General features: G+C 59.2%; 18 protein-coding genes, 2 tRNA genes and 2 pseudogenes. 6 read left to right on the top strand and 16 right to left on the bottom strand.

Annotation, left to right across the window (positions count from 1 at the left end):
- Nucleotides 1-255: 255 nt before the first annotated feature.
- Nucleotides 256-885, bottom strand: coding sequence for a hypothetical protein (locus EDC26_RS01350; RefSeq protein ID WP_132579454.1), 630 nt, complete (start codon nt 883-885; stop codon nt 256-258).
- A 181-nt stretch (nt 886-1,066) separates the two neighbouring features.
- Nucleotides 1,067-1,863, bottom strand: a pseudogene (locus EDC26_RS01345) (type IV secretion system DNA-binding domain-containing protein).
- Between the two features lie 541 nt (nt 1,864-2,404).
- Between EDC26_RS01345 and EDC26_RS01340 the strand changes: the two are divergent.
- The 3 genes from EDC26_RS01340 to EDC26_RS01330 are packed head-to-tail and all read left to right on the top strand — an operon-like array spanning nt 2,405 to nt 6,836.
- Complete coding sequence (locus EDC26_RS01340; protein WP_165930868.1) at nt 2,405-3,832, top strand: SIR2 family protein; 1,428 nt, start codon at nt 2,405-2,407, stop codon at nt 3,830-3,832.
- Nucleotides 3,829-4,407, top strand: coding sequence for a hypothetical protein (locus EDC26_RS01335; RefSeq protein ID WP_132579452.1), 579 nt, complete (start codon nt 3,829-3,831; stop codon nt 4,405-4,407). Before EDC26_RS01340 ends, EDC26_RS01335 begins: the two co-directional genes overlap by 4 nt.
- The gene (locus tag EDC26_RS01330) at nt 4,404-6,836 is read left to right on the top strand and encodes an AAA family ATPase (protein ID WP_132579451.1); all 2,433 of its coding nucleotides are present in this window, start codon (nt 4,404-4,406) and stop codon (nt 6,834-6,836) included. Before EDC26_RS01335 ends, EDC26_RS01330 begins: the two co-directional genes overlap by 4 nt.
- Nucleotides 6,837-7,112: 276 nt before the next feature.
- Here the strand turns inward: EDC26_RS01330 and EDC26_RS20270 are convergent.
- From EDC26_RS20270 to EDC26_RS01310, 3 genes and pseudogenes are all read right to left on the bottom strand, one after another.
- Nucleotides 7,113-8,178 (bottom strand): annotated as a pseudogene (locus EDC26_RS20270) (site-specific integrase).
- Nucleotides 8,179-8,310: 132 nt separating this feature from the next.
- Nucleotides 8,311-8,395, bottom strand: a tRNA-Leu gene (locus tag EDC26_RS01315).
- Nucleotides 8,396-8,549: 154 nt separating this feature from the next.
- Nucleotides 8,550-9,383 (bottom strand): DMT family transporter, encoded by an 834-nt coding sequence (locus EDC26_RS01310; RefSeq protein WP_243700738.1) that lies wholly within the window; start codon nt 9,381-9,383, stop codon nt 8,550-8,552.
- A 106-nt stretch (nt 9,384-9,489) separates the two neighbouring features.
- Here EDC26_RS01310 and htpG point away from each other — a divergent pair, with 106 nt between their 5' ends.
- Nucleotides 9,490-11,409: a molecular chaperone HtpG gene (gene htpG, locus EDC26_RS01305; RefSeq protein WP_132579450.1), complete on the top strand. Its 1,920-nt coding sequence runs from the start codon at nt 9,490-9,492 to the stop codon at nt 11,407-11,409.
- A 134-nt stretch (nt 11,410-11,543) separates the two neighbouring features.
- On the opposite strand, the gene ampD is transcribed toward htpG, so the two are convergent.
- Genes ampD through EDC26_RS01290 form a run of 3 tightly spaced genes read right to left on the bottom strand, consistent with a single transcriptional unit; the run spans nt 11,544 to nt 13,226 of the window.
- Nucleotides 11,544-12,122 (bottom strand): 1,6-anhydro-N-acetylmuramyl-L-alanine amidase AmpD, encoded by a 579-nt coding sequence (ampD, locus tag EDC26_RS01300; RefSeq protein WP_132579449.1) that lies wholly within the window; start codon nt 12,120-12,122, stop codon nt 11,544-11,546.
- Nucleotides 12,119-12,382: a PP0621 family protein gene (locus tag EDC26_RS20035; protein ID WP_165930867.1), complete on the bottom strand. Its 264-nt coding sequence runs from the start codon at nt 12,380-12,382 to the stop codon at nt 12,119-12,121. Before EDC26_RS20035 ends, ampD begins: the two co-directional genes overlap by 4 nt.
- A gap of 1 nt (nt 12,383) precedes the next feature.
- Nucleotides 12,384-13,226: a cytochrome C assembly family protein gene (locus EDC26_RS01290; protein ID WP_132579447.1), complete on the bottom strand. Its 843-nt coding sequence runs from the start codon at nt 13,224-13,226 to the stop codon at nt 12,384-12,386.
- Nucleotides 13,227-13,327: 101 nt separating this feature from the next.
- On the opposite strand from EDC26_RS01290, the gene ffh reads away from it, so the two are divergent.
- A complete protein-coding gene (gene ffh, locus EDC26_RS01285) occupies nt 13,328-14,743 on the top strand; it encodes a signal recognition particle protein (protein ID WP_132579446.1) in 1,416 nt (471 codons plus the stop codon).
- 111 nt (nt 14,744-14,854) lie between these two features.
- Here the strand turns inward: ffh and pip are convergent, their stop codons facing one another.
- Together pip and trmB are read right to left on the bottom strand one after the other, a co-directional pair.
- Nucleotides 14,855-15,793, bottom strand: coding sequence for a prolyl aminopeptidase (gene pip / locus EDC26_RS01280; RefSeq protein WP_132579445.1), 939 nt, complete (start codon nt 15,791-15,793; stop codon nt 14,855-14,857).
- Nucleotides 15,790-16,548: a tRNA (guanosine(46)-N7)-methyltransferase TrmB gene (gene trmB, locus EDC26_RS01275; protein WP_132579444.1), complete on the bottom strand. Its 759-nt coding sequence runs from the start codon at nt 16,546-16,548 to the stop codon at nt 15,790-15,792. The genes pip and trmB overlap by 4 nt, the downstream gene beginning before the upstream one ends.
- 113 nt (nt 16,549-16,661) lie before the next feature.
- On the opposite strand from trmB, the gene EDC26_RS01270 reads away from it, so the two are divergent.
- Nucleotides 16,662-16,735, top strand: a tRNA-Gly gene (locus EDC26_RS01270).
- 12 nt (nt 16,736-16,747) lie between these two features.
- Here the strand turns inward: EDC26_RS01270 and yghU are convergent.
- The 6 genes from yghU to EDC26_RS01240 form a co-directional block, all read right to left on the bottom strand.
- Nucleotides 16,748-17,626, bottom strand: coding sequence for a glutathione-dependent disulfide-bond oxidoreductase (gene yghU, locus EDC26_RS01265; RefSeq protein WP_132579443.1), 879 nt, complete (start codon nt 17,624-17,626; stop codon nt 16,748-16,750).
- A gap of 54 nt (nt 17,627-17,680) precedes the next feature.
- Entirely contained in the window at nt 17,681-18,586 is a 906-nt protein-coding gene (locus EDC26_RS01260) for a cation diffusion facilitator family transporter (RefSeq protein WP_132579442.1), read from the bottom strand.
- 39 nt (nt 18,587-18,625) lie between these two features.
- A complete protein-coding gene (gene metG / locus EDC26_RS01255) occupies nt 18,626-20,698 on the bottom strand; it encodes a methionine--tRNA ligase (protein WP_132579441.1) in 2,073 nt (690 codons plus the stop codon).
- Nucleotides 20,699-20,895: 197 nt separating this feature from the next.
- The gene (locus EDC26_RS01250; protein WP_132579440.1) at nt 20,896-22,341 is read right to left on the bottom strand and encodes an FAD/NAD(P)-dependent oxidoreductase; all 1,446 of its coding nucleotides are present in this window, start codon (nt 22,339-22,341) and stop codon (nt 20,896-20,898) included.
- Entirely contained in the window at nt 22,338-22,646 is a 309-nt protein-coding gene (locus tag EDC26_RS01245; RefSeq protein WP_132579439.1) for a (2Fe-2S)-binding protein, read from the bottom strand. The genes EDC26_RS01250 and EDC26_RS01245 overlap by 4 nt, the downstream gene beginning before the upstream one ends.
- Nucleotides 22,627-23,799: an NAD(P)/FAD-dependent oxidoreductase gene (locus EDC26_RS01240; protein ID WP_132579438.1), complete on the bottom strand. Its 1,173-nt coding sequence runs from the start codon at nt 23,797-23,799 to the stop codon at nt 22,627-22,629. The genes EDC26_RS01245 and EDC26_RS01240 overlap by 20 nt, the downstream gene beginning before the upstream one ends.
- Nucleotides 23,800-23,824 lie beyond the last annotated feature (25 nt).

The following is a 23,824-nucleotide window of genomic DNA, read 5'->3' as shown; positions in this document are numbered from 1 at the left end:
ACACCTCGTCGGCATTCTTCGATAGCTTCACTCTCCCCTGTTGTCTCCGATGGGCGCTAACCATGGGCGTTAACGTTAAGTAAATCCTGCAACCACTATCACCCATGTGGATCCGGTTGTAGAACGTTGGCCGGAGAAGCTCAATGAGCTTAAGCATGTACTCGAAGAGTTCTTGCGATTTGATGAGAAGCTCCCTATGGTCTAACGTTTCAACTCAGCGGCGCCGGGGGGGGGGCGGTCTGCTGCAATGAAAGGTTAGGCCGCGCCGCCATAGCTTTCTTGAGCGGGCCAAACCACCAGGTTGTATTGAATTCCACGATGATTGAACTCAGCCTGCATCCATTGGACGAATTTCATCACGAGCTGTATGACAACCAAGAGAACTTTCTTCTTGGTGTCGGTTGAAGACCATTCGTGCTGGACCTCTTGAGGACGTCCAAATTGATCCTTTCCCTGCGCATAGATGTGAAACTGCTCGCATGGAAGCATAGGCGGTTCAGAGTGCAAGGCGTTGACCTTATCCTTGATACTGTCCAACTTTGATTGTTCAAGTTCGTACTTTCGTCTGTGAGAGTAGCGGTTTCGAAATTCATTGAACTTATCGAGAATTTCTTCGTATTCCGACGCTAGCCCCAGATTGCGTGCAACGATCAACTTAGTCTTGAAGGGGACAAACGTACCGGCGAAAAGGTCTTCTGTTCCAGTCGTTCGACTGCACCATATGTTTAGAAACTCCTCCAAGATCATGTGTGCTCGAAGCACCACGCTGACTTGGTCAAGCGAGTTAAACATGATCAGATAGTCTTCATGGTCAAACACTCGCGCAAAGTCCCCGCCGGCACCGACGTGAGTTTCGGGATTGGGGGTGAAAGACGAAGTGCTCATATGTGTATACCTAGGCAAACCTAAAAATTTCTGGATCAGCGGCGTGTCGGCTTCTGGCCGATTAAGATCTTCCGGGTATTCTATCTGTTTGATTGCATCGTCGTGGATGCAGCAGTATTAAGCACTTTCCCTGACTCTTGAAATGCCGTCGCAGAAACAGCAAACTCCATGAACGGCAAGCTTACCCTCGCAATCGAGAAATCCCCCGCCAAAGCAACATATAACCCCCGAGCGCTGGCAGTGCCTGTATCTGCGCAGCCGTCACGACGTCTTCTGTCGTGCGGTCCATGTTGTCCGACGTGTTCCGATGATCGACACTGCGGCTGATGCTGTACTTTGGTCGCTCGGCCTCGTGCTCTCCGAGACTTTCACTCATGTCCTTTGCCGTTTGCGGGTCAGTGCGGGAGCCGCCCGGTACAGCCAGGTTACGGAAGCTCGCCCGGATGGTGGTGGCCATTGTGCGTCCGTAGATGTGTTCCAGCTGGGATGTGCTCTGCAATCCAGCGATGATGCGCAGGCCGTTCTTGCGCCCTTTGGTCAAACCGGCTTCTAATGAAGGCAGGGCTTCCAGGCTGGCAGTTCATCAATAAACAGCCACCAGCGCCGGTGGGCGCTTTCTGGCACAGACAGAATCGAAGTGATGAACACGTCGGCCCACGACGACACCAGCGGCTTCATGGAACTTATCATGTCTTCGCGCCAATTGATGTACAAGTTACCGCTGCCTGGCTTGCCCGGCCAATCTCGGATGGAGAATTTTCCCGGTTTCATGCGAGTGTGTTCCGATAGCTTGTTCGACAGAACAAAACGGGCGGAGGATAGGGCTTTGCTGGAGCCAACAAACAGAGATTCGGCTAGGGTGCCTTCAAGGAATTGCTTCAAGACCTTGGGGTCTTCGATGGTGCACAGGCGGAATAAGTCCATGATGCTGGATTGCTCGCCCTGCGATTGATAGAGTTTCTTGGCCGTCTCCCGCAGCAGCGGGCGACCGAAGTCGTTCCATTCTTCAGCGTTCGTTCATTGGGGGCCTCTAGATGGGGCGACGCGTTAGTTGTCCGTCGGTAAAGAAATTATTGTCTTAAAGTGTATTAACATGGACACGTATTGATATATTTTGTTAGTTTCGTTATCGTGAGGCTGACAACAGCCACTGTCAACCGCGAGCAGCCACTTGGTGCCGCAGCCTCTCCTGCCCGTTCCCTGAGACCATTCACATACGACTTACATGCCACCCGATGCGCCCATAGCGGCAACGATCACTGTACCTGAGACATTGGCCCTTCTAGATGGGTCATTCGCCTCTGTGGCCAAAGGAGTTGCCGAGGATAGATACGTGCTCTGGCTCGGATCCGGAATTTCCCTCAGTCGCGTCGATGGACTTCGTCAAATTATCGCACGGGTTCTGGAGTTCCTACGCGTACGAATCACACCAGGCGACCCAGCTTGCCGGTTCGGCAGGGCGCTGAGAGCCGCACTGGACCTTGCTCCACTCACCGATCCAGAAAACGCCCGAGTCGACTTGACCCAGCCGTTTGCAGACTGGCCTGATCACAACGAGATCGTTGATCGGTTGTGCAACAACTACGCCCGGCTGCTAGACGTCAACGTGGAGGGCGAGCCCGATGATTACTTGCTCTGGGAGGCCGTTGATGTCCGAGGGACGTTCGCGGCCCCGGGCAAGCTGCCTGATGTAGAACACATGTGTCTCGCGATCCTCGTCCTGGAAGGCGCGAGCTCTGACATCGTATCGGCCAACTGGGATGGTCTCATCGAGGGCTCCATCACCGCTCTGACGGGTGGGCAGCCTGCGCTTTCGGTGTGCGCCCGCCCTGAGGATTTGCGAGAACCAGCGGCCCATGGCCGATTGATCAAGTTCCACGGGTGCGCTGTACGGGCCACACAGAACGAGGCGGCCTACCGGCCGTTCTTGGTTGCGCGGCAGTCACAGATAAACGGCTGGCTTACCCGTCCGGAGAACGCAGCGCTCCGAGGCCGACTGGAGGACCTTGTCGCGACAAAGCCAACGCTCATGATTGGCCTCTCAGCCCAGGATGCCAACATCCAAGCGCTCTTCGCAGAGGCTGCAGTGAACATGCCGTGGCGGTGGCCGGGCGACCGACCAAGCTACGTGTTCTCTGCAAACGAATTAGGCGGAGACCAGCAGGGGCTGCTCCAAAACGTCTATCGGCAGGACCTCACGCCTGCGAATCGCCAGCAGATCGTCGACGGGTCTCGGATTCAAGCCTATGCGAAGCCGCTGTTGCTTGCTCTAGTACTCCACCTGCTTTGCAGCAAGGTCCGGACGCTTGTCGACCTTGCTGCGGGTGCGATACCGCCGGCCGATCGCCAGCCACTGCGAGACGGTGTCGTTGCGCTCAGGGATCAACTGGCCGCGTGCGTCGCGCCAGATCCGTTGGCTTTCATCAACGCCTTCATCGATCAGTGGGGACGATCTCTGAATCTGATCCGCAACGGAAGCTTGACCCGTGTGACAGGTCGCTACCAGCCCTTGACGGTTGAGTCGATTGCCAACATTCACATCAATCCAAATTTGCCTGCATCAGGCATGTGCGAGACCGGTGTAGCGGTTGGAGTCCTTGGGTATGGCGCCGCGCGCGGTGAGTGGAAAATCGCTTCCCCAGCAGCGAACTCTGTACGTGATGGAATGTTTCGTTTGAACACTTCGTCGGGGGAGGCCAAGGTGTTTCTGACATCCGGGCCGATCTCGGCTCTACAGCTAAGGCAAGATGGGCATGTGGTGGATGCCGACGAGCCAGTCGTGATACACGGGCATAAGCTCGTGCCCGCTATGCCCCGATCGCCGCGCAGTGCTCCAGGACGGACGGGCCGACTCGTCGCGAGGGAGGTGAGCATTGCCACCCTGATGGAGTCCTCGGCGACCCTTGATGATCTGTTTCAGCGATTCCGCGAGGAGCTCGCGATATGAACGACACCACCCCGGTGGGACGCATTACAACCTTGTTGGAGGAGGCAGGTTATCGATCCGTTTCAGCACCGCTTGTCATTGGTGGACTGAAGTTCGTCTTTCCAGCTGCGCTGGTCGGAACCGAGCCTTCGCCGGACTTAATACTGATCGCCGACACTACGTTCGAGCTGGAAGAACGTCTTGTAGTCAAGCTGGAGGGTGTTGCCCGCGCGCTTGATGTAGCTAGATCGAAGCGGCCTCTGACTGTTGTGGTTGCTGGACCACGCCCCACTTCGGCGAATCTCGAGGCTATGGCCCGTGTTTGCCGAGTGCTTCCCACGGGAACCGTGCTCGACAAGGACGCGGAAGATTCACTCCGAAACTGGCTTGCCGTGCTCCTGCCTCTGCGACTGCCAGAGGCACAAGCACCCATTGCGGACGCCGTTGAGCAGTTTTCAAAGCTGGGTGAAGGTCTCGACCAGGAGATCGCCGACTTGGTAGTTCCAGCAAAGCAAGGCAGCCGAGCCGTTCAGGTGCAACTACACAAGATCATCGACGCCGCAGTGGACGACATCAAAGAGGACGGTACCACATGATTCCTCGATTGAAATCCGTTACGATCACTGATTTCCGGAGCATTCGTGGCACGGTAACGGTCCCACTTGATAGTCCAGTGGTACTAATTCACGGGCAGAATGGTGCTGGAAAGACGAGCCTGCTGTCAGCCATTGAGCTTGGCCTGACGGGACAGGTTGCATCGTTGGTCAAGATAGACTCGACATCCAGTTCTCATTTGGTGCACAAGGAAGCAACGGAGGGACAAGTATCCGTCACGGTTGAGGGTCTGGCTGACTTGGACCAGTCCGTGAAGATCACGTCCACCAATAGGAGCTTCAGTGGGAAGGGGCTTCTGTCTCCGGAGCTCTCCCGGTTCTACGGGGAGCGTTGCTACTTGGCCCAGTCAACCTTGGCGCGGTTGCTGGAGATCTACCAGCACAAGGACGCGCGGCTCACCGATTCGCCCTTGACCAAATTTGTAAAGGACTTGCTTGGCCTCGACCAACTGGATGCGCTGGTGGAGGGCCTGCACGATGCAGGTAACGTCAGGCGCCTAAGAAATGGTGCACCATTGTACTGGGACATGCGAGACGCGATTCCAAAGCTCGAAGGTGAGATCGCACGACTCACAAAGGAGCAGTCGGCATTGAATGTCGAGATCCAACACCTGACCCAAAGTGTGCAGTCCAGATTGATGGTGATGGGTTTGCCAGAACAGACCGATATTCGATCACAACAAGTCTTGAATCAGTTGCAAAGCGAGGCGAGCGAGCCCGAACTGCAGAGGCTCGCGAAGATCAGTCGCGACATTGGTGCCGTTATAGAGCAATGGTCGTCGGTTCAGTCTGGCGTCACAGCGCAGGAGCGCGACGCAGCGGAGGTGCGATTGAAAATTGCAAGTGAAGTGTTGCAGTGCTGGCGTGATGGCGACGGCAAACAACTCGAGTCGGTCTTGTCGGCGATGGCAGCCTATTTTTCTGACCTACCATCGCCGTCTTCCACACGTCCAACCCACGCGCGCTCGGTCGCGTTGGAAACCGTCTCAACTGAGTTGAAGCGCTGTAGGTCCATCCTGGCACGCGATGTCGACGACACCAAGCAGCTTGCAGCGCTAGATGAAGGAATCGGCAAGTCACGTTCGCGGATCGCGATTCTCGATGAGCAAATTGCGAAGCATGCCGCCGCATCTGGCAGCTTGGCGGAGGCACTCAATAGTGTCCTCTCTCATGTGCATTCGGAGGAATGTCCGGTTTGCAGCAGAGATTTCGGCGAAATCTCGGACAAACCGCTTAGTGAGTATTTGGCGAGCCAGATCTCCGCGCTGACCGCGAGCGCAGGACGACTTCGGACACTTTCCAAGGAACGGGTTGAAGGCTCCACTTTGTTGACCAACGCAGAGCAGAGCCGCGCACTCGTTGCTGGACGACTGTTGACAAATGAGGCCCGTGATGATCTCAAGACGAGAGTGGCAACACTTTCTGAGTTCGAACTTGCACTGCAACAATTCGAGCCCGCAGCCATTGAGGGCGAGAAGTGCCTAAATGATGCCAGTGACGCATCGGCAAGTTTGAATGTGTTGCGCGCGAAGGATCAGAAGGCTACGACCATTCGGGCCGCTGCACAGAAGTTCACCGTTGATCTGAGCATTCAACCAATTGGTGAGAGTGAGCCGCTGGTTGAGGCGCTGCAGCGCTTTCAGAGCCACGTATCGACGACCGCGGACGTCCTTACTGCCAAAGAGTCGGCGCGTAGGGATGCGAATGCCGGCCTGAAGCAGTTCAACATCCTGGACGGCCAGACGCAATCGCTGACCAAAGTGATTGCTGACAACAAGAGGCGACTCGCGCGGATGAGCCAACTCAAGGTAGTTGCCGACAGGCGCATAACTCAGGCTAAAGAGCTCAGTCATCGCGCGCGCGATCAACGTACTGCAATTGTCCGCCGAGTCTTTAACGAATCTTTGAACGCAATTTGGCGCGACCTGTTCGTTCGCTTGGCGCCAGATGAGCCATTCGTGCCAGCGTTCGCCTTGCCTGAATCAGATGGAGGCGCGGTCGAGGCTGTCCTGGAGACTCTTTACCGCAGTGGTGGCAAGGGCGGGAATCCGCGCGCTATGTTGAGTGCAGGCAACTTAAACACGGCCGCACTGACGCTGTTCCTGGCGCTTCACCTATCGGTAAAGCCAGCGCTTCCCTGGTTGCTGATTGATGACCCCATCCAAAGCATGGACGAAGTTCACATTGCGCAGTTTGCAGCATTGCTGCGGACACTATCCAAGCAGCACGGTCGCCAGATCGTAGTCGCGGTCCATGAGAAGCCACTATTCGACTATTTGGCCCTTGAACTCAGCCCTGCATTTCAGAGTGACCGTCTAATCACGATCGATATTGGCCGTGCTGCAGATGGCAAGACAGTCGTCAACTACGAGCCGCAAATTTGGGTGCCCGATCAGGCGGTTGCGGCCTAAATTTTATGACTAGGCTGTGCGAGCTAACCGGACTCCATAGCAGGTAGTACGTTATTGATCGCATAGACCAACGACCACTTGGTAGCAGTCATTCTCTAGGATCGGATTTCCGCTTTGGGTCGAGGCTGTGTGAAAACGCAGCAATAGCCTATTTCCTCGGGTGCTCTTACCGTTCCCGAGCACGAAAAAATTGAATGGCGAGCGTTCTGATGCGTCAACCTTTCGAAGCGCAGTTTATTTCTGCGTTTTCGCATAGCCTCGGTCGAAAACAGGCGTTCAGCTCTGTATCTTATCTAGCTTCCCCACCAAGTCTTCAGCCCTCAAATGAGTATACCGCTTCAGTATTTACATAGACTTATGTCCACTGATCGCTGCCACCTCCTGATCTGACAGCCCCGCCTCCACCAGTCGGCTCACCGCCTCATGCCGCAGATCATGGAACCGGAAATCCGTCAGCCCAGCCGCTTTCTTGGCGTCAGTCCAAGCCTTATCAAATAAGGCCGTCGCACTCCATCCCGACCAGGTTCACCAAAGAACACCAGGTCGGTCTCGGGCGGTTGAATCGGGTTATCAATCGCGGCCTGAAACGCTGCCGTAGCGGCTTTCGTCAGCGGTACAGTCCGGGACGATGAGTTCTTCGTGATGTCCAGCCGTACAACCCGCTTCTACAGATCCACCTGACCAAGGTGTAGTCCGCCGATCTCTGACAGCCGCATCCCCGTTTCCAAGGCGATCCGTACGATCCAGCTGAAGATCGGATTCGAGTACGGTATCCACCGCAGCCAGCAGGCATTTGTTCTCCGTCGGCGTCAGCCGGCGATTCCGACCGGCACCGGGAGCAGGGCGGCGGATTTGAGATACGGGATTAAAGGGCAGCCCCATACCCCACTCTTTGATGGCTACGGTAAACAGGTGCACTCAGCAGTGCCAGTTCCAGCCGGACGGTGTTGTTGCTGCGTGGTACCAGCTTGCCGTTTTCATCCGGGTCGTCAGCCAGGCGCATGTCGCGGTACTGCGCCACAATGTCGGCGCTCAGGGCAGCCAGTGAGTATTTGCCAAGATGTCGTAGCAAGGGCTGTGTTTTCTTATGCTCTGATACGCGGGTGGATTCCCGCTTGGTCGGTGTCACTTCCCGCAGGTAGCGCCTCAGCGCTGCCTCGACCGCCATTCGCCCAGCCGGTACTCGCTGAATGTACACGCCGCGCACCATGTCATCTTCGGTACGCCTGGCTCAGTCCTCTGCATCCCGTTTGGTCCTGAATGTTTTGGATGCAGTTGGCCAGCCCATCTTGCGAATGACGGCTTTCCAGGTTCCAGAAGGGGTCTTAACAATAGTAGCTATGCGAGGAAAAGCTCCGAAAGTACACGCGGTGCTGCACCACTGTACCTGACTCGCAATCTTGGAAAATCCCCCAGTCTTGGGGTAGAAGCTATAAATCGCGCTAGGGCCTTATAAACACTAGGGATTTTAAGCTGGTGCCCGGGGCCGGAATCGAACCGGCACGCCTTGCGGCGGGGGATTTTGAGTCCCCTGCGTCTACCAATTTCACCACCCGGGCCTGAGAGGAACGTTTATGCGCAGCCGCATAACGCCTGATAGAAGAGAACGCGATTATACGCAGCGTGGGCGGACTTTGCAAAAACGGGTTCTTTTCATTATGGCACCCACAAGGGGTGCCGCTACAGGGCGCCGCCATATAAGTGCGATACCGGTTAGGCCCGTCGGCGCAGCGCCCCAATCAACCCCGCCCCGATGATGAGCACCATCCCCACATAGCTGACGGCATCGGGCAGTTCCCCCCAGATCAGCCAACCAAAGAAGGTGGCCCACAGCAGGCCGGTGTAGTCGAAGGGGGCGACGATGGAGGCGGGGGCGAAGCGGAAGGCCTGGGATATCAGGCTGATGCCTATGCTGCTGAAGATGCCGATGGCGATCATGATCAGCCAGTCGGGGCCGGCCACGGGCTGCCATATCCAGGGCTGGGGGATGACGCTGAAGACCACTTGCGGCATGACGGAGTAGAACATCAGGTTGGGAAAGCTTTGCGTGGGGTCGATGCGCCGGGCGCTGACCATCATGGTGGCATAGGTCATGGCGGTAATCAGCGGGTAAAAGGAAGCTGTCTGGAAGGCGTCGCCGCCGGGGCGCACGATGATCACGACTCCGGCAAAGCCCAGTGCGATGGCCATGCTGCGGTAGGCGTCGAGCTTTTCTTTCAGGGCTAGCCTGGACAGGAGCACCACGAAAATGGGGGCGGCGTAGGCGATGGCGGTGGTTTCAGCCAGGTGCAGATGCACCAGTCCCAGGTAAAAGGCGGTGGCGCCTATTACGTTTAGTAAACCACGCGTCATGTGCAGGCCCAGTTGCCGGGTGTATAGTGCGCGGCGTCCTTCCAGGCTTAGGGCCAGGGCGGTGACGAACGGCAGGGCAATGGCTGCGCGCAGGAACAGGACTTGCATGGCCGGGTAGCGGCCGTCCAGGGATTTGACGGCCGCATCGCTCAGGCTTAGGGTCAGGATGCCGAAGAGCATGTAGCAGATACCCATGTTGGCGTTTGTGCCTACCCTTGAATTCCCGATTTTCGCCCTCATATACGCCACTCAAGCCCATACAGGGCTACCTTCGTTAAATTATTGATTAATTAAAGCCATTATGAGCGAAACCGATACTTCTGTTCACGGCGCTGAAACACTGGGTTTTCAGGCCGAAGTCAAACAGTTGCTGCATTTGATGATCCATTCTTTGTACAGTAACAAAGAAATCTTTTTGCGCGAGCTGGTGTCCAATGCGTCGGACGCGTGCGACAAGCTGCGTTTCGAGGCCATTGATGAGCCCGATTTGTTGCAAGGTGATACCGATTTGCGTATCCGCGTTGAGTACGATGCGGCGGCGCGCAGTGTAACGATATCCGATAACGGCGTGGGCATGTCGCGCGACGAGGCAGTTTCCCATCTGGGGACGATCGCGCGCTCTGGCACCAAAGAATTCTTTTCCCGGCTGACGGGCGACAAGCAGAAGGATGCGCAGCTGATCGGCCAGTTCGGCGTGGGTTTTTATTCTTCGTTTATCGTGGCGCAAAAGGTGTCGGTACTAAGCCGGCGCGCGGGCGCGGTGGAAACGGATGCGGTGTTGTGGGAGTCCGACGGTCAGGGCGAGTTTTCGGTGACTCAGGTCGAGAAGGCCGATCGCGGTACGTCGGTGACCTTGTATTTGCGCGAGGGCGAAGACGAATTCCTGAGCGGCTGGAAGTTGCGCGAGGTGCTGCGCCGTTATTCCGACCATATTTCGCTGCCTATCCAGATGCTGAAGGAAGAGTGGGATAGCGAAAAATCCGAGCAGGTTAAAAAGACTGAATGGGAAACGATTAACCAGGCCAATGCCTTGTGGACGCGCGGCAAGTCGGATATTACCGATGAGCAGTATCAGGAGTTCTACAAGCACGTTGCGCATGATTATGAGGATGCCCTGGCCTGGACGCACAATCGCGTGGAAGGCCGCAGCGAATATACGCAGTTGCTGTATATCCCCAAGCACGCGCCTATGGATTTGTGGGATCGCGAGGGTAAGCGCGGCGTCAAGCTGTATGTGAAGCGTGTTTTCATTATGGACGACGCCGAGCAACTGTTGCCCATGTATCTGCGCTTTGTGCGCGGGGTGATCGATTCGGCCGATTTGCCGCTTAATGTGTCGCGCGAGCTTTTGCAGGAAAGCCGCGATGTGCGTGTGATCCGCGAGGGGTCGACCAAGCGGGTGTTGTCGTTGCTGGAAGATCTGGCCGAGAACAAGCCCGAGCAGTACACGACGTTCTGGGAGCAGTTTGGCCAGGTGATTAAAGAAGGCACGGGTGAAGACACGGCCAATAAAGAGCGCATCGCGAAGCTCCTGCGCTTTGCGTCGACGCATGCCGATAACGCGGCGCAAACGGTATCGTTTGCGGATTATGTTGGCCGCATGAAAGAAGGGCAGGACAAGATTTATTATGTCAGCGCTGATTCGTTTGCGGCTGCCAGCCATAGTCCGCATCTGGAGATTTTCCGCAAGAAAGGGCTCGAGGTCTTGTTGCTGTCCGACCGGGTCGATGAGTGGATGCTGTCGTATCTGCGCGATTTTGACGGCAAGTCTCTGGTGTCGATTGCCAAGGGCGGCCTGGACCTGGACCAGTTGGCCGATGACGACGAGAAAAAGCATCAGACGGAAGTGGCCGAAACGTTCAAGCCCTTGGTCGAGCGCCTGAAGGCGGCGCTAACCGAGAAGGTCAAAGACGTGCGCGTTACGGGGCGTCTGGTGGATTCGCCGGCGTGCGTGGTAGTGGATGAAAACGAGCTCAGCCCGCATTTGTTGCGCATGTTGCAATCGGCCGGGCAGACCGCGCCTGATGTGAAGCCGATACTCGAGATCAATCCCGAGCATGCCTTGATTGCGCGCATACAGGCGTCGTCCGATGGGGATTTCGGCGAGTGGTCGCAGTTGCTGCTCGATCAGGCGATGCTGGCCGAAGGCGCGCATTTAGCCGATGCCGCCGGGTTTGTGAAGCGCATGAATCGGTTGTTGTTGGGCGGAAGCGCCGGCTAAGGCTAATGTAGCGGCAGCCCTTGTGGCTGCCAAAAATCTTTGATGGCCAAGGCGGCGGTTGCAAATGATAGGGCCGTTGCTGGCGGAGATGGCACCCACAAGGGGTGCCGCTACAAAGACGTGCCAGTCGCTCTTCAAACAGGCGGCAATTGCCGCCTGAACCACCCGGCCTCACGACCATACCTTTCCCAATCAAAACTAGGCCCCGGATCGGTCTTGCGCCCCGGCGCAATATGCTCGTGGCCGCGCACCGCCTTCAATGCATGGCGCGCGCGCAACACTGTGGTCAGCTCCGCCAGCGTTTGATATTGCGCGTCGGTATAAGGCACAGTATCGGTGCCTTCCAGTTCGATCCCTATCGAGAAATCGTTGCAGCGCTCGCGGCCTTCAAAGGTTGAAACGCCAGCGTGCCAAGCGCGTTGGGTGCTGGCGACGAACTGCACAACGCCACCATCGCGGCGCACGAAGAAATGAGCCGATACACGCAGATCGCGCAAGCGTGCCAGCCATGGATGGGTGCTGACATCCAGCCGGTTCTGAAACAGATCCGCCACTTCGGTGCCGCCGAATACGCCCGGCGGCAGGCTGATATTGTGTATGACCAGCAAAATGGGTTCGCTGCCAGCCGGGCGTGCATCCTGGTTGGGTGACCGGGCGCGGCGGACTTTGCGCTGGGGCTGCAGCCAGCCGTGGCGGTCTAGCGCCAGGCTCACGCGCGCTTGCCCAGCTTGGCGTGCTCCTGGCTGCACCAGGTCTTGCCGCCGATCAGCACGGCTTCGGAGCGCGGCAAATGGATGCCGCAGTGTTCGCAGCGCACCATGGATTCAGGATGCTGGATGGGCGGCCTATTGCGCTTTGCGGCTTGCTTGGGCTGGCGCTCGTCGGCCCGCTCTTTGGCGTTTTGCTGGGCCAGGATGCGGGCGAGGAACAGGCCGCCAATAATGACGACGACCCAGAATATGACTTTTCCCACATTAACCTCGTTGCAGTATTACGTCGAGCACAAATCGGCTGCCGGTATAGGCCAGCAATAAAAAGGCGAACCCCACCAGCGTCCAGCGCAGGGCAACGCGGCCGCGCCAGCCGCGGGCATAGCGCCCCAGCAGCAGCCCGCCGAATGTCAGCCACGACAAGAGGGTGAAAACCGTCTTGTGATCGAGTGGAAAGGGTTTGCCGGTAAGCCCCACGGACACCACGGCGCCCGAGATCACCGCCAGGGTGAGCACGAAAAAACCGATCCAGATCAGGCGAAACAGCAGGTGCTCCTGCACCAGCAGGGGCGGCATCGAATCCAGCGCCCGGCTGATGAAGTTGCGGTTGGCCTCTTGTTCGACGGGCCGGTGCAGTTGCCGGTCCAGAGCGGTCATGAGCATGGCCTGCAGGGCGGCAACGGTGATAAGGCCATAGGCCGTCAGTGCAATGAGCAGATGCGCGCGCAGCCAGTCGTTGTTGGCGTGTGGAACGTTATGGCCTTCCGGAAATACGGCGGCCAGGATGGCAACGAGCGTGACCGCGGGCAGTAATATAAGCAGCAGGCCATCGATGCGCAAAACCAGGCTTTCGAGCCAGAAGATGATCATGCCCAGCCAGATGGCGGCCGACAGACCCAGCGCCCAGCCCAGGTGCAGGCTGTTGGGTAAAAGTATGGACTGTTGCAGACCGATGCCGTGCAGGATAATGGCGCTAAGCAGGCAGATCCGGCCGACTTTCCCTGCATGGGCCTGTGCGTCGCCGCGGGTCAGCGGGCGCCAGAGCGAAACGGCCAAAACGGCGTAAGCCAGCGCGGCGAGCGAGTGAAATACAATACCTGCAGACATAATCCCTGATATTCTGATTGAACCGGGCAGGGCACAATGCCCGACCCGGTGATTTTAGCCTTTATCCCCAGCGACCAACTAGTTTAAGCGAAACCATCGTTATGCTCGACAATCTGACTCAACGTTTGTCGCGCGTGGTGAAAACCATGCGTGGCCAGGCCCGGCTTACCGAAGCCAATACGCAGGAAATGCTGCGCGAAGTGCGCATGGCGCTCCTTGAGGCGGACGTGTCCCTGCCGGTGGTGCGCGATTTCGTGGCCCGCGTCAAAGAACGCGCGCTGGGCCAGGAGGTGGTGGGCAGCCTGAATCCGGGCCAGGCGCTCGTGGGTGTCGTGCATAAAGAGTTGACGGCGCTGATGGGCGGCGAGCAAAGCGCCCAGGAAAGCGAGTTGTCGCTTGCCACGCAGCCCCCCGCGGTCATCCTGATGGCGGGCCTGCAAGGGGCCGGTAAAACCACTACTACAGGCAAGCTTGCCAAATGGCTGGCTGAGGGTGGCCATGTTCAAAATGGGCGCAAAACGGGCAAGAAAAAGGTGCTGGTCGTCAGCGCCGACGTGTATCGCCCGGCGGCTATCGAGCAGTTGAAAACCGTGGCTGGGCAGGCCCAAGTGGATTTCCTGCCGTCCGATCCGTCGCAAAAGCCTGAAGATATCGCGCGAGCGGCGCTCGAATATGCCAAGCTCCACCACCACGAAGTACTCATTGTCGATACCGCCGGGCGTTTGGGTATTGATGAGGCCATGATGCGCGAAATTCGCGCCTTATACGACTTGCTCAATCCTGTGGAAACCCTGTTTGTGGTCGATGCCATGCAGGGCCAGGATGCGGTCAATGTGGCCAAAGCCTTCGCCGACGCCCTGCCGCTGACCGGGGTGGTGCTCACCAAGCTGGATGGCGATGCGCGGGGCGGCGCGGCCCTGTCGGTACGCCAGGTAACCGGCAAGCCGCTTAAATTCGTGGGCGTGTCGGAAAAGCTCGACGGCCTGGAGCCTTTTTATCCCGAGCGCATGGCGCAACGGGTGCTGGGCATGGGCGATATTGTGTCGCTGGTCGAGCAGGCGCACAAAAATGTCGATATCGCCGAGGCGCAAAAGCTGGCGGCCAAGATCAAGTCGGGCAATCGTTTCGACCTGAACGATTTTCGCGACCAGTTGCAGCAAGTCAAGAAAATGGGCGACATGGGGTCCTTGCTGGAAAAATTGCCCGCGCAGTTTGCGCAGGCCGCTGGACAGTTGCAGGGCGGCCAGGCCGAAAAGCAGTTGCGCCGCAGCGAAGGGATATTGAATTCGATGACGCCCGCGGAGCGCAGCAAGCCCGAGGTGTTGAAAGCCACGCGCAAGCGCCGCATCGCAGCCGGCGCCGGCGTGCCCGTGCAGGAAGTCAACCGTTTGCTTGCGCAATTCGATCAGATGCAGGGCATGATGAAGCAGATGAAAAAAGGCGGCATGGCCAAAATGATGCGTGCCATGGGCGGCATGAAGGGTTTGGGCAAGGGTGGTTTTGGCGGGATGCGGTAGGGGGAGGTGGTGGCACCCACAAGGGGTGCCGCTACAAAAACGTGTCGGTGAATCATGTAGCGGCACCCCTTGTGGGTGCCATATTCCTAAAAATACCTATCGCCCACCAATCTACTGACTAAACCGATCCGTCGCGGCCAGCAACCTGGCCAGAATACCCGGTTCATCAAACGCGTGACCCGCATCAGGCACCAGATGAAACTCGGCCTGGGGCCAGGCCTTGTGCAGATCCCAGGCGGTGCGGGCCGGTGTGCAGGCGTCGTAGCGGCCCTGGATGATGATGCCGGGGATATATTGCAGAATATGGGCGTCGCGCAGTAATTGCCCTTCTCCCATGAACCCCTTGTTTACAAAGTAATGGTTTTCGATCCGGGCAAACGCCAGGGCCGAGGCATCGTCCGCGTGGGCCTGCTTATGTGCCGCGCTGGGCAGCAGGCTGATGGTTTGGTTTTCCCATTGGGTCCATGCGTGAGCGGCTTCCACCTGGACGCTGCGATCGCTGCTGGTCAGGCGCTTGCGGTAGGCGGCGATCAGGTCGCCGCGTTCGGCGGGGGGGATTGGCGCCAGGTATTGCTCCCATAAGTCGGGGAAAAGCCAGGAGGCTCCTTCCTGGTAGAACCAGTGCAGTTCCGCCTGGCGCAGGGCAAAGATGCCGCGCAGGATCAGCTCGCTGACGTGTTGCGGATGTGTTTGCGCATAAGCCAGCGCCAGAGTCGAACCCCAGGAGCCGCCGAAGACCAGGCTTTTTTCTGTTTGCAAAACCTTGCTGCGCAAGCGTTCGATGTCGGCCACCAGATGCCAGGTGGTATTGTTTTCCAGGCTGGCGTGTGGTGTCGACCTGCCGCAGCCGCGCTGGTCGAACAGCAGCACTTTGTAGCGTTCGGGGTTGAACAGGCGCCGATGGGCGGCGGCGCAGCCACTGCCCGGGCCGCCGTGCAGGAACACGGCGGGCTTGCCGTGAGGGTTGCCGCACAGCTCCCAATAAATCTGATGGCCGTCTTCGGTGTTTAAAAAACCGTGCTGATAGGGCTGGATTTCGGGATACATCAGGGCTTTTCCTTGCGGGTAAAAATCAGATCCCAGACCCCGTGACCGAGGCGCAATCCGCGCGTTTCAAATTTGGTCTGAGGGCGGAAATCGGGGCGCGGCGCATAGCCTTCGCAGCTATTTTTCAGGCGGGGCTCGGCGCCCAGCACCGCCAGCATTTGCTGGGCGTAATTTTCCCAGTCGGTCGCGCAATGAATATAGCCGCCCGGGGCCAGGCGGCTTGCCAGCAAGTCGATAAAGGGCGGCTGGATCAGGCGGCGCTTGTGGTGCCGTGATTTGGGCCAGGGGTCGGGAAAGTAGATATGAATGCCGGCCAGCGAATCCGGTGCGATCATATCGCGCACGACTTCGACCGCGTCATGTTGAATGATGCGTATGTTTTGCAGGCCGCAGGCTTCTATGCGCTTGAGCAGGGCGCCCACGCCCGCATTGAACACTTCGACGCCCAGGAAATTATCGCCCGATCGCGTCGTGGCGATTTTTTCGGTGGTCTCGCCCATGCCAAAGCCAATTTCCAGTATGGTCGCCGCATGGCGCCCGAAGACCTTGTCGAACTCCAGGACGGCGGCCCGATAGGGCAGGGCCCATAGCGGCATCAAGCTGTCCAGCGCCTCTTTCTGGCCGGGGGTAATGTGGCTGCGGCGGTGGACGAAGCTGCGAATGTGACCGGGGCCCGGGTGCGCGGCCAGCGCCTCGCCGGCCGCAGGGCCGGCCGAGTCGGGCGATTGGCCCTGCAAGGTGGGTTTGATGGTGTTCATGGGCGCAATTGTAGTCACTGCGGCCGGTTTGCGTGCGGGTTGCATACAGGCGCTATAATGCGAGCGCTGCATTTTTCTGGCCGAAGGCTGGCCACGTAAATTTTCAGCCCAGGGCGGGTGTGGTTCAATGGTAGAACGCGAGCTTCCCAAGCTTAAGACGAGGGTTCGATTCCCTTCACCCGCTCCATTTCCTCGATTTTCATGATGGTTCTTCTGCAAGCTTGTCTTGCGTTTTGGTATTGAAGTCGTCCGCGTCGTGGCGCTCGTGCAGCTGCGTGGAGGGATCGCCGGATACGTTATTGACCATGCGCCCGCGAACTACCGCCGGCCGCGCGAGAATCGTGTCGGCCCAGCGCACGACGTGCTTGTAGTCCTGCACCGACAGGAACTCGCCCGCGCCGTACTGCCAGCCTTTGGCCAGGCGGCCGTACCAGGGAAACACCGCGATGTCGGCGATGGTGTAGTCGGCTCCACCCAGAAATTCGCTTTCGGCCAGGCGGCGATCCAGCACGTCGAGCTGGCGCTTGACCTCCATGGCAAAGCGATCGATGGCGTATTCGATCTTGGTCGGTGCGTAGGCGTAAAAATGGCCGAAGCCGCCGCCTAGATAGGGCGCGCTACCCATCTGCCAGAACAGCCAGGACAGGCATTCGGCACGGGCCGGTTGCGTGGCCGGAAGCAAGGCGCCGAACTTTTCGGCGAGGTAGAGGAGGATCGCGCCGGATTCGAACACCCGCACCGGTTTCGGGCCTGAACGGTCCATCAGCGCCGGGATCTTGGAGTTCGGGTTTACTTCGACGAAACCGCTGCCGAACTGGTCGCCCTCGCGGATCCTGATCAGCCACGCGTCGTATTCGGCGCCGGCGTGGCCCAGGGCAAGCAGCTCTTCCAGCATGATGGTGACCTTCTGGCCGTTCGGCGTGGCGAGCGAATAGAGCTGCAGCGGGTGGCGCCCGACCGGCAGCGCCTTGTCGTGGGTGGGACCGGCGATGGGCCGGTTGATGCTCTCGAAGGCGCCGCCATTGGGCTTGTTCCAGACCCAGACTTTAGGGGGTGTGTACTCGCGGGTGTCCGTCATATTCCATCTCCAGAAAAAACAAAGAGCTCTCGACCGCTATGAATGCCGTTTGCGTTACGGCGGCGCGCCGGCGCGATTGACTTGCACCGGATCGAAATGGGTCGTGACATCGAGCACGGCTTCGTGCTGCATGACCCGATTGCGTGCGTCTTCGGCAATGGCATGGCCCTGGGCTATGGTCAATGTAGCATCCATTTCAAGATCGACCTCGACCCAGATCATGTCTCCCATCTTCCGGGTTTTAAGCCCGTGTATGCCCTGTACGCCGGGCGTTGAGGCAAGGTGGCCGCGAATCCGGTTCTCGGTTTCCACGTCGACCGCGCGATCCATCAGGTCGTTGAAGGCGCTGAAGAAAAATTTCCAGCCTATGCGCGCCACCATGATTCCGACGATAAGCGCGGCCAGGGGATCCGCCATCGGGAAACCGGCCAGATTGGCAATGATGCCGATCGCCACCACCAGCGACGAGGCGGCGTCCGAACGGGCGTGCCAGGCATTGGCAATCAGCATGGATGAGCGCACACCCTGGGCGACTTGCAGCATGTAGCGGAACAACAGTTCCTTGGACATCAGCGCGACGATTGCCACGATCAGGGCAATGGCATGCACTTTGGGGATGGCGGCGGGATTTTGAAGTTTGACGAAGGCCGCCCACAACAGGCCCAGGCCGACCGTCAGCAGCAATGCGCCCAGGATCAGCGAGGCGGCTGTTTCGAAGCGCAGGTGACCGTAGGGATGATCGGCGTCGGGTGCTTTCTGGCCCTGCTTGTTGGCAACCAGGACGACGGCATCCGATATCAGATCCGACAGGGAGTGGATCGCGTCGGCAATCAAGGCCTGCGAGTGAGCCAGGACGCCTACAATTATCTGGATGAGGGTCAATACGATATTGACCGCTACGCTCACCAACGTGCTGCGATGTCCTGCGGTCTGGCGTTTTGTTTCGAAGCGTGCGTCCATGGGAAATTCTTGGGGCCGTGGCGGTATCGAGGGCCGCGGCTAGTTGATGCGCATGCCGGGTTGAGCGCCGGCCCAGGGTTCCAGTATATAGAGGCCGGCGTCGATCTTCTCGTCGTCATGGCTGGCCGCGAGCACCATGCCCTCGGAAATGCCGAAACGCATTTTGCGCGGCGCCAGGTTGGCCACCACTACGGTGAGGCGTCCGATCAGGTCTTGCGGCGCATAGGCCGACTTGATGCCCGAAAACACCTGCCGGTAACGGCCTTCGCCCACATCCAGACTTAAGCGCAGCAATTTGTCGGAGCCCTCGACCGCCTGGCAGTCGATGATTTTGGCGATACGCAAATCGATTTTTCCGAAGTCTTTGATGTCGATGATCTCGGCGATGGCGCTGCCGCCGGGCAGCGGGGTGGCGACTTCGGGCGGCTCGAACAGGGCGTCGAGCATTTTGGGGTCGACCCGCTGCATCAAATGCTTGAATGGCGCGATATGGGTGGGCAATTGGTCGGCGTCCGACCACCGAAAGGCCTGCGCGGCCCCAAACAGCTCCAGCGCGACTGTTTCCGTCAACACGGGCAGCACCGGGGTCAGCATGACGGACAAGGCCTTGAACCCGGCCAGGGCCCGGGCGCAGACGTCTTGCAGCACTGCTTTTTGCGCGGCATCGGCCTGTGCAATGCCCTTGGCCATGACCCAGGGCTGGGCAGTATCGAAGGCCTGATTGATCCGGTCGGCATGGCCCATGATGGTGCGTATGGCCCGGCCGTATTCGCGCGCCTCGAAGTCGGCCTGTACGCTTTGGGCCACTTGCCGCAGTTCGGCCTGCAAGGCTTGGGTGTCGCCGTGGTAGCCCAACTGGCCGTCGAAGTGTTTGCTGATGAAGTTGGCGGCGCGGCTCGCGATGTTGACATACTTGCCGATCAGATCGCTGTTGACGCGGGCGGTGAAGTCCTCGGGGTTGAAGTCCAGGTCTTCGACGTGCGCGTTAAGCTTGGCGGCGATGTAGTAGCGCAGCCATTGTGCGTCCATGCCGATATCCAGGTAGCGCAATGGCGAAATGCCGGTGCCGCGGCTCTTGGACATTTTTTCGCCGCTCACGGTAATGAAACCGTGTACGTTCAACGCATCGGGCGTTTTGCGTCCGGCAAATTTAAGCATCGCCGGCCAGAACAATGCATGGAAATACACGATGTCCTTGCCGATGAAATGCACTTGTTCGGTACTGCTTTGCGGGTCGAGCAGGGCCTCGAAGTCCAGGCCCTGTTTGGTGCAATAGGCCTGCAGCGATGCCAGGTAGCCCACGGGGGCGTCGAGCCAGACATAAAAAAACTTGCCCGGCGCGTCGGGGATGGGGATGCCGAAGTAGGGGGCGTCGCGCGAGATGTCCCAATCGGCCAGGTTGGACTCGCTGTCGGGCGCGCCGCTGCCCAGCCACTCGCGCGTTTTGGCCAGCACTTCGGCCTGCAGCCGCTTTTGGCCGCTGGCGTTGCTGCCTGTCGTCCAGGCCTGCAGGAATTCGACGCAGCGCGGATCGGAGAGCTTGAAGAAGAAGTGCTCCGACGATTTGAGCACCGGGCGGGCTTTGGTCAGCGTGGAATAGGGGTCGATCAGGTCGGTGGGCGCATAGACGGCGCCGCAGGACTCGCAGGAATCGCCGTATTGATCCTTGGTGTGGCAGTTGGGGCATTCCCCCTTGATGTACCGGTCGGGCAGGAACATGCCTTTTACGGGGTCGTAAAACTGCTCGACTGGACGAGAGAAAATCAGGCCTGCATCACGCAAGCGGCGGTAAATGTCTTGCGACAGCGCCACGTTTTCAGCCGAATCGGTGGAATGCCAGTGGTCGAAGCGGATATGGAAACCGTTCAGATACTGCGGGCGTTCCCCGGCATAACGCGCCACCAGGTCTTGCGGGCTGATGCCCTCGCTTTCGGCCTTGAGCATGATGGGCGCGCCGTGTGCGTCGTCGGCTCCGACGAAGTGCACAGTATGCCCGGCCATGCGCATCGAACGAACCCAGATATCGGCCTGGATATATTCCATGATGTGACCGATGTGAAATGAGCCGTTGGCGTAGGGCAGGGCAGTGGTAACAAATAGCGTGCGCGACATGTGTGATGCGTATGGGAATGTGAAAAAGCGATTTTAGGGCTTTTGGGCGGAGCGTACAGTATGGCATAACGGCCGGCTCCAGTTCCAGTTCCAGCGCCGGTGACGGGAATCCGGTCGGGCAGGGCCGTCGAGCGGTCGTGCCCGACCGCCGCGCACGGTGATGACTCGAGCGCCGAGGGGGGCGATCATATTGATTGTTATTTCTTGAATCGGATGACGGCTTTGCGGCTGGCCTCGGTTTGCGGCAAGGAGGCCAGTTCGCCCAGTGTCAGAGGCTTGGTGGGAAAGCGCAGCCGGTAGTAGCCGACTTCCTCGGGCGAGAGGCCGCGTTCCTCGGCAATGATCTCGCTGACTGTCAGGCCGCAGAAACGGCCTTGGCAGGGGCCCATGCCGCAACGCAGAAAAGACTTCATCTGGTTGGGCCCGGTCACTCCGAGCTTTACGGTGTCGCGCAGTTGGGCCGCGGTGACTTCTTCGCAACGACAGACTATGGTGTCGCCTACGGGGCGCCGGAACGCCTCCGGCGCCATGTACAGGGTGTCGAAGAATTTCCGTCCTTGCACGGCGCGAGCCAGGGCGGCGCGATGTGTCTGCGCATGACGGTCGCGTGCGCCGGAGTCTATGGCGCCGAGCATGAACGCGGCTTGCAGCGCGGCGATGCGGCCGCGATGTTCCGCCGCCAATGCGCCGGCGATGCCCGCGCCATCCCCGGCCATGCCGATGTGAGGGGTGGAGGTCGTTCCCCATTCGTCGACCGTGGGTTCCCAGCACGCCAGCGCTTCGTCCCAGCGGTGCGCGATGCCCAAGGCCTGCGATAGATTGATATTGGGCACTACGCCTTGATGCAGCATCAATTGATTGGCGTCCAGTGTCCTGTTTTCGCCGGCTGTTTCAAAATGGACTCGGGCCAGCGTGCCCTGGTCGCCCTGCGCTTCGATGCGCGTGACGTTCTTGATGATGGGAACCACCGCTTTGACCGTGCGCAGCAGCTTCAGCCCTTTGGCCAAGTAAGGCGAGCGCAGGAAGCCCCAGGCATGCGGCAGGGCCTTGGCCATGCGCCCGGGTGGAGCGGTTTCCAGTATGGCTTCAATCTTGACGCCGGCATTCAGATACTGCCAGGCGATCAGGTAGAGCAAGGGGCCACAACCGGCCAGTACTGTGCGGTCCGAGGGCACGATACCTGCCTGTTTGAGCAGGATCTGGGCCGCTCCCGCGCTGATTACGCCGGGCAGTGTCCAGCCGGGGATCGGAAATGGACGCTCTTGCGCGCCGGTCGCCAGCAGGATGTGGCGTGCATGGACCATGTACGCCTCGCCTCCGACGGAATAGGCGACCTCGTAGCCTTCGGCTTCGGCGGAAGCGGCCATGTCTTCGATAGCCCATACCGTGGCTCCCGGTTCGTAGCGCGCGCCCGATTGCCTGAAGGACTCGACCAGCGTCGCGCCGTGCCAGTAGTCTGCGCCCAGTATGCGGCGATCCTGGATCGGAGTGCTGGTGATGGCGCGGTAGATCTGGCCTCCCGGCGCCGTCTGTTCGTCCAGCAGCAAGGTGTCCACACCCAGAGTCGCGGCTTGCGTGGCTGCCGCCATCCCGGCCGGACCCGCGCCGATCAGCAGCAATTGGCATTTCCGGATCGATGTCATTCGGGCACCCTGCGCGCGCCGGGCTGGCGTTCTATCGTCATGCCGGCGCGCACCGTTGTCATGCAAGCCTGCTGATTCTCCTGACCGTCGATGGTGACCAGGCAGTCGTAGCATACGCCCATCATGCAATACGGACCGCGCGGCACGTTGTTGACCGCGGTGTCTCGGCATTGACTGAATCCGGCTGCGAAAAGTGCGGCCGCGACACTGTCGCCGGCGCGACAGGCCACGGCCTTGCCGTTCAGTGTCAGCGAAACCGGTGCCTGCGCGACGGCGGCCTCCGCTTCATGCAGCCTTTTGAACATGGAACCTCCGGGTAGAGAAGGGGATCATGTCGTCGTCGATACAGCCGGCGGCGACCATGGGTGCATAACGCAGCGCATGCGCTGCGGCCAGGGTCACGCCGCTGTGACAGGTTGCCACGAACGCGCCGGGGTGGGTCTGGGACTCTTCATAGATGGGAAAGCCATCCTGCGACATCACGCGTAGCGCGGCCCAGCTGCGTACGATGCGCACCTCGCGCAGCGCCGGAATGGTGCGCACTGCGCGATCGGCCAGCGTGGCCAGTACGGGCAGGCCGGTCGTCTGGTCGGCATAACCCATTTCTTCCTGCGAATCGCCAATCAGCCAAGTGCCTTCATCCATCTGGCGCAGGCTGCCGATGGGTGTTTCCAGCAGGCGGCGGGTACGTTCCAGGACGATGATCTGTCCGCGCTGAGGCCGCACGGGAACGTCGAGCCCGACTTTTTCGCCCAGCATCTTGTTGCTCAGGCCCGAGGCCAGCACGAGCTTGCGGGCACGCACGGTGCCACGGGGCGTGTCGATTTCGAATATCCCATCCTTGTGGGCGATTTTCGTGGCTGGGTGCTGCGGCAGATAGTCTATATCGAGGCGGTCGAAGGCGACATGCAAGGCATGCAGCAATTTCAGCGGATTGGCGATACCGTCCACCGGCGTCCAGGATGCGCCCAGCACCTCCGGCCCCAAACCGGGCACCAGATCCGCCGTTTCCTTGTGGTCGAGCATTTTCCAGGGGTATTGCGCCATGCCGGGTTGTGCATGCAAGCGCGTCAAGAATCCGATGCGCGCCTCGACTTCTTCTTCGGTAAGCAGGACATGCAGGCCGCCGTGTTGTTCAAGATGGACATCCACGCCGGTCAAATCCAGCAGATCGTCGGCGAATTGTCGCCATAGCTGTTGCGAACTCATGGTCCACTGGCCATAGGCAGGCATGCCCATGCCTTTGCTTTGCACCCACACCAGCCCGAAGTTGCCGCGTGAGGCGCGATAAGCCACATCGCCTTCGTCGAGTACGGCGATATGACCGAGGTGGCTCGACAGACCGTAGGCGATGGCTGCGCCCACGAGTCCGCCGCCAACTACGATTGCATCGTAGATGCCTTGGTGGCGCCGTTCCCGGGCCTTGCCCGGCACGGGCACTTGTACGGTTTGTGTCATTGGCGTCCTTTGGCCATGAAGATCG

This window comes from Paralcaligenes ureilyticus (assembly GCF_004346225.1).
Taxonomy (GTDB): Bacteria; Pseudomonadota; Gammaproteobacteria; order Burkholderiales; family Burkholderiaceae_B; genus Paralcaligenes; species Paralcaligenes ureilyticus.
This window is presented reverse-complemented; position numbering and strand designations above follow the sequence as displayed.

Excerpts from the sequence above, each read along its gene's own strand:
- trmB (WP_132579444.1), bottom strand. The coding sequence starts at position 16,548 with ATGAACACCATCAAACCCACCTTGCAGGGCCAATCGCCCGACTCGGCC.
- metG (WP_132579441.1), bottom strand. The coding sequence starts at position 20,698 with ATGTCGCGCACGCTATTTGTTACCACTGCCCTGCCCTACGCCAACGGC.
- EDC26_RS01240 (WP_132579438.1), bottom strand. The coding sequence starts at position 23,799 with ATGACACAAACCGTACAAGTGCCCGTGCCGGGCAAGGCCCGGGAACGG.
- EDC26_RS01350 (WP_132579454.1), bottom strand. The coding sequence starts at position 885 with ATGAGCACTTCGTCTTTCACCCCCAATCCCGAAACTCACGTCGGTGCC.
- EDC26_RS01335 (WP_132579452.1), top strand. The coding sequence starts at position 3,829 with ATGAACGACACCACCCCGGTGGGACGCATTACAACCTTGTTGGAGGAG.
- ffh (WP_132579446.1), top strand. The coding sequence starts at position 13,328 with ATGCTCGACAATCTGACTCAACGTTTGTCGCGCGTGGTGAAAACCATG.
- EDC26_RS01260 (WP_132579442.1), bottom strand. The coding sequence starts at position 18,586 with ATGGACGCACGCTTCGAAACAAAACGCCAGACCGCAGGACATCGCAGC.
- EDC26_RS01330 (WP_132579451.1), top strand. The coding sequence starts at position 4,404 with ATGATTCCTCGATTGAAATCCGTTACGATCACTGATTTCCGGAGCATT.
- EDC26_RS01310 (WP_243700738.1), bottom strand. The coding sequence starts at position 9,383 with ATGGGTATCTGCTACATGCTCTTCGGCATCCTGACCCTAAGCCTGAGC.
- EDC26_RS01250 (WP_132579440.1), bottom strand. The coding sequence starts at position 22,341 with ATGACATCGATCCGGAAATGCCAATTGCTGCTGATCGGCGCGGGTCCG.
- yghU (WP_132579443.1), bottom strand. The coding sequence starts at position 17,626 with ATGACGGACACCCGCGAGTACACACCCCCTAAAGTCTGGGTCTGGAAC.
- EDC26_RS01245 (WP_132579439.1), bottom strand. The coding sequence starts at position 22,646 with ATGTTCAAAAGGCTGCATGAAGCGGAGGCCGCCGTCGCGCAGGCACCG.
- EDC26_RS01290 (WP_132579447.1), bottom strand. The coding sequence starts at position 13,226 with ATGTCTGCAGGTATTGTATTTCACTCGCTCGCCGCGCTGGCTTACGCC.
- htpG (WP_132579450.1), top strand. The coding sequence starts at position 9,490 with ATGAGCGAAACCGATACTTCTGTTCACGGCGCTGAAACACTGGGTTTT.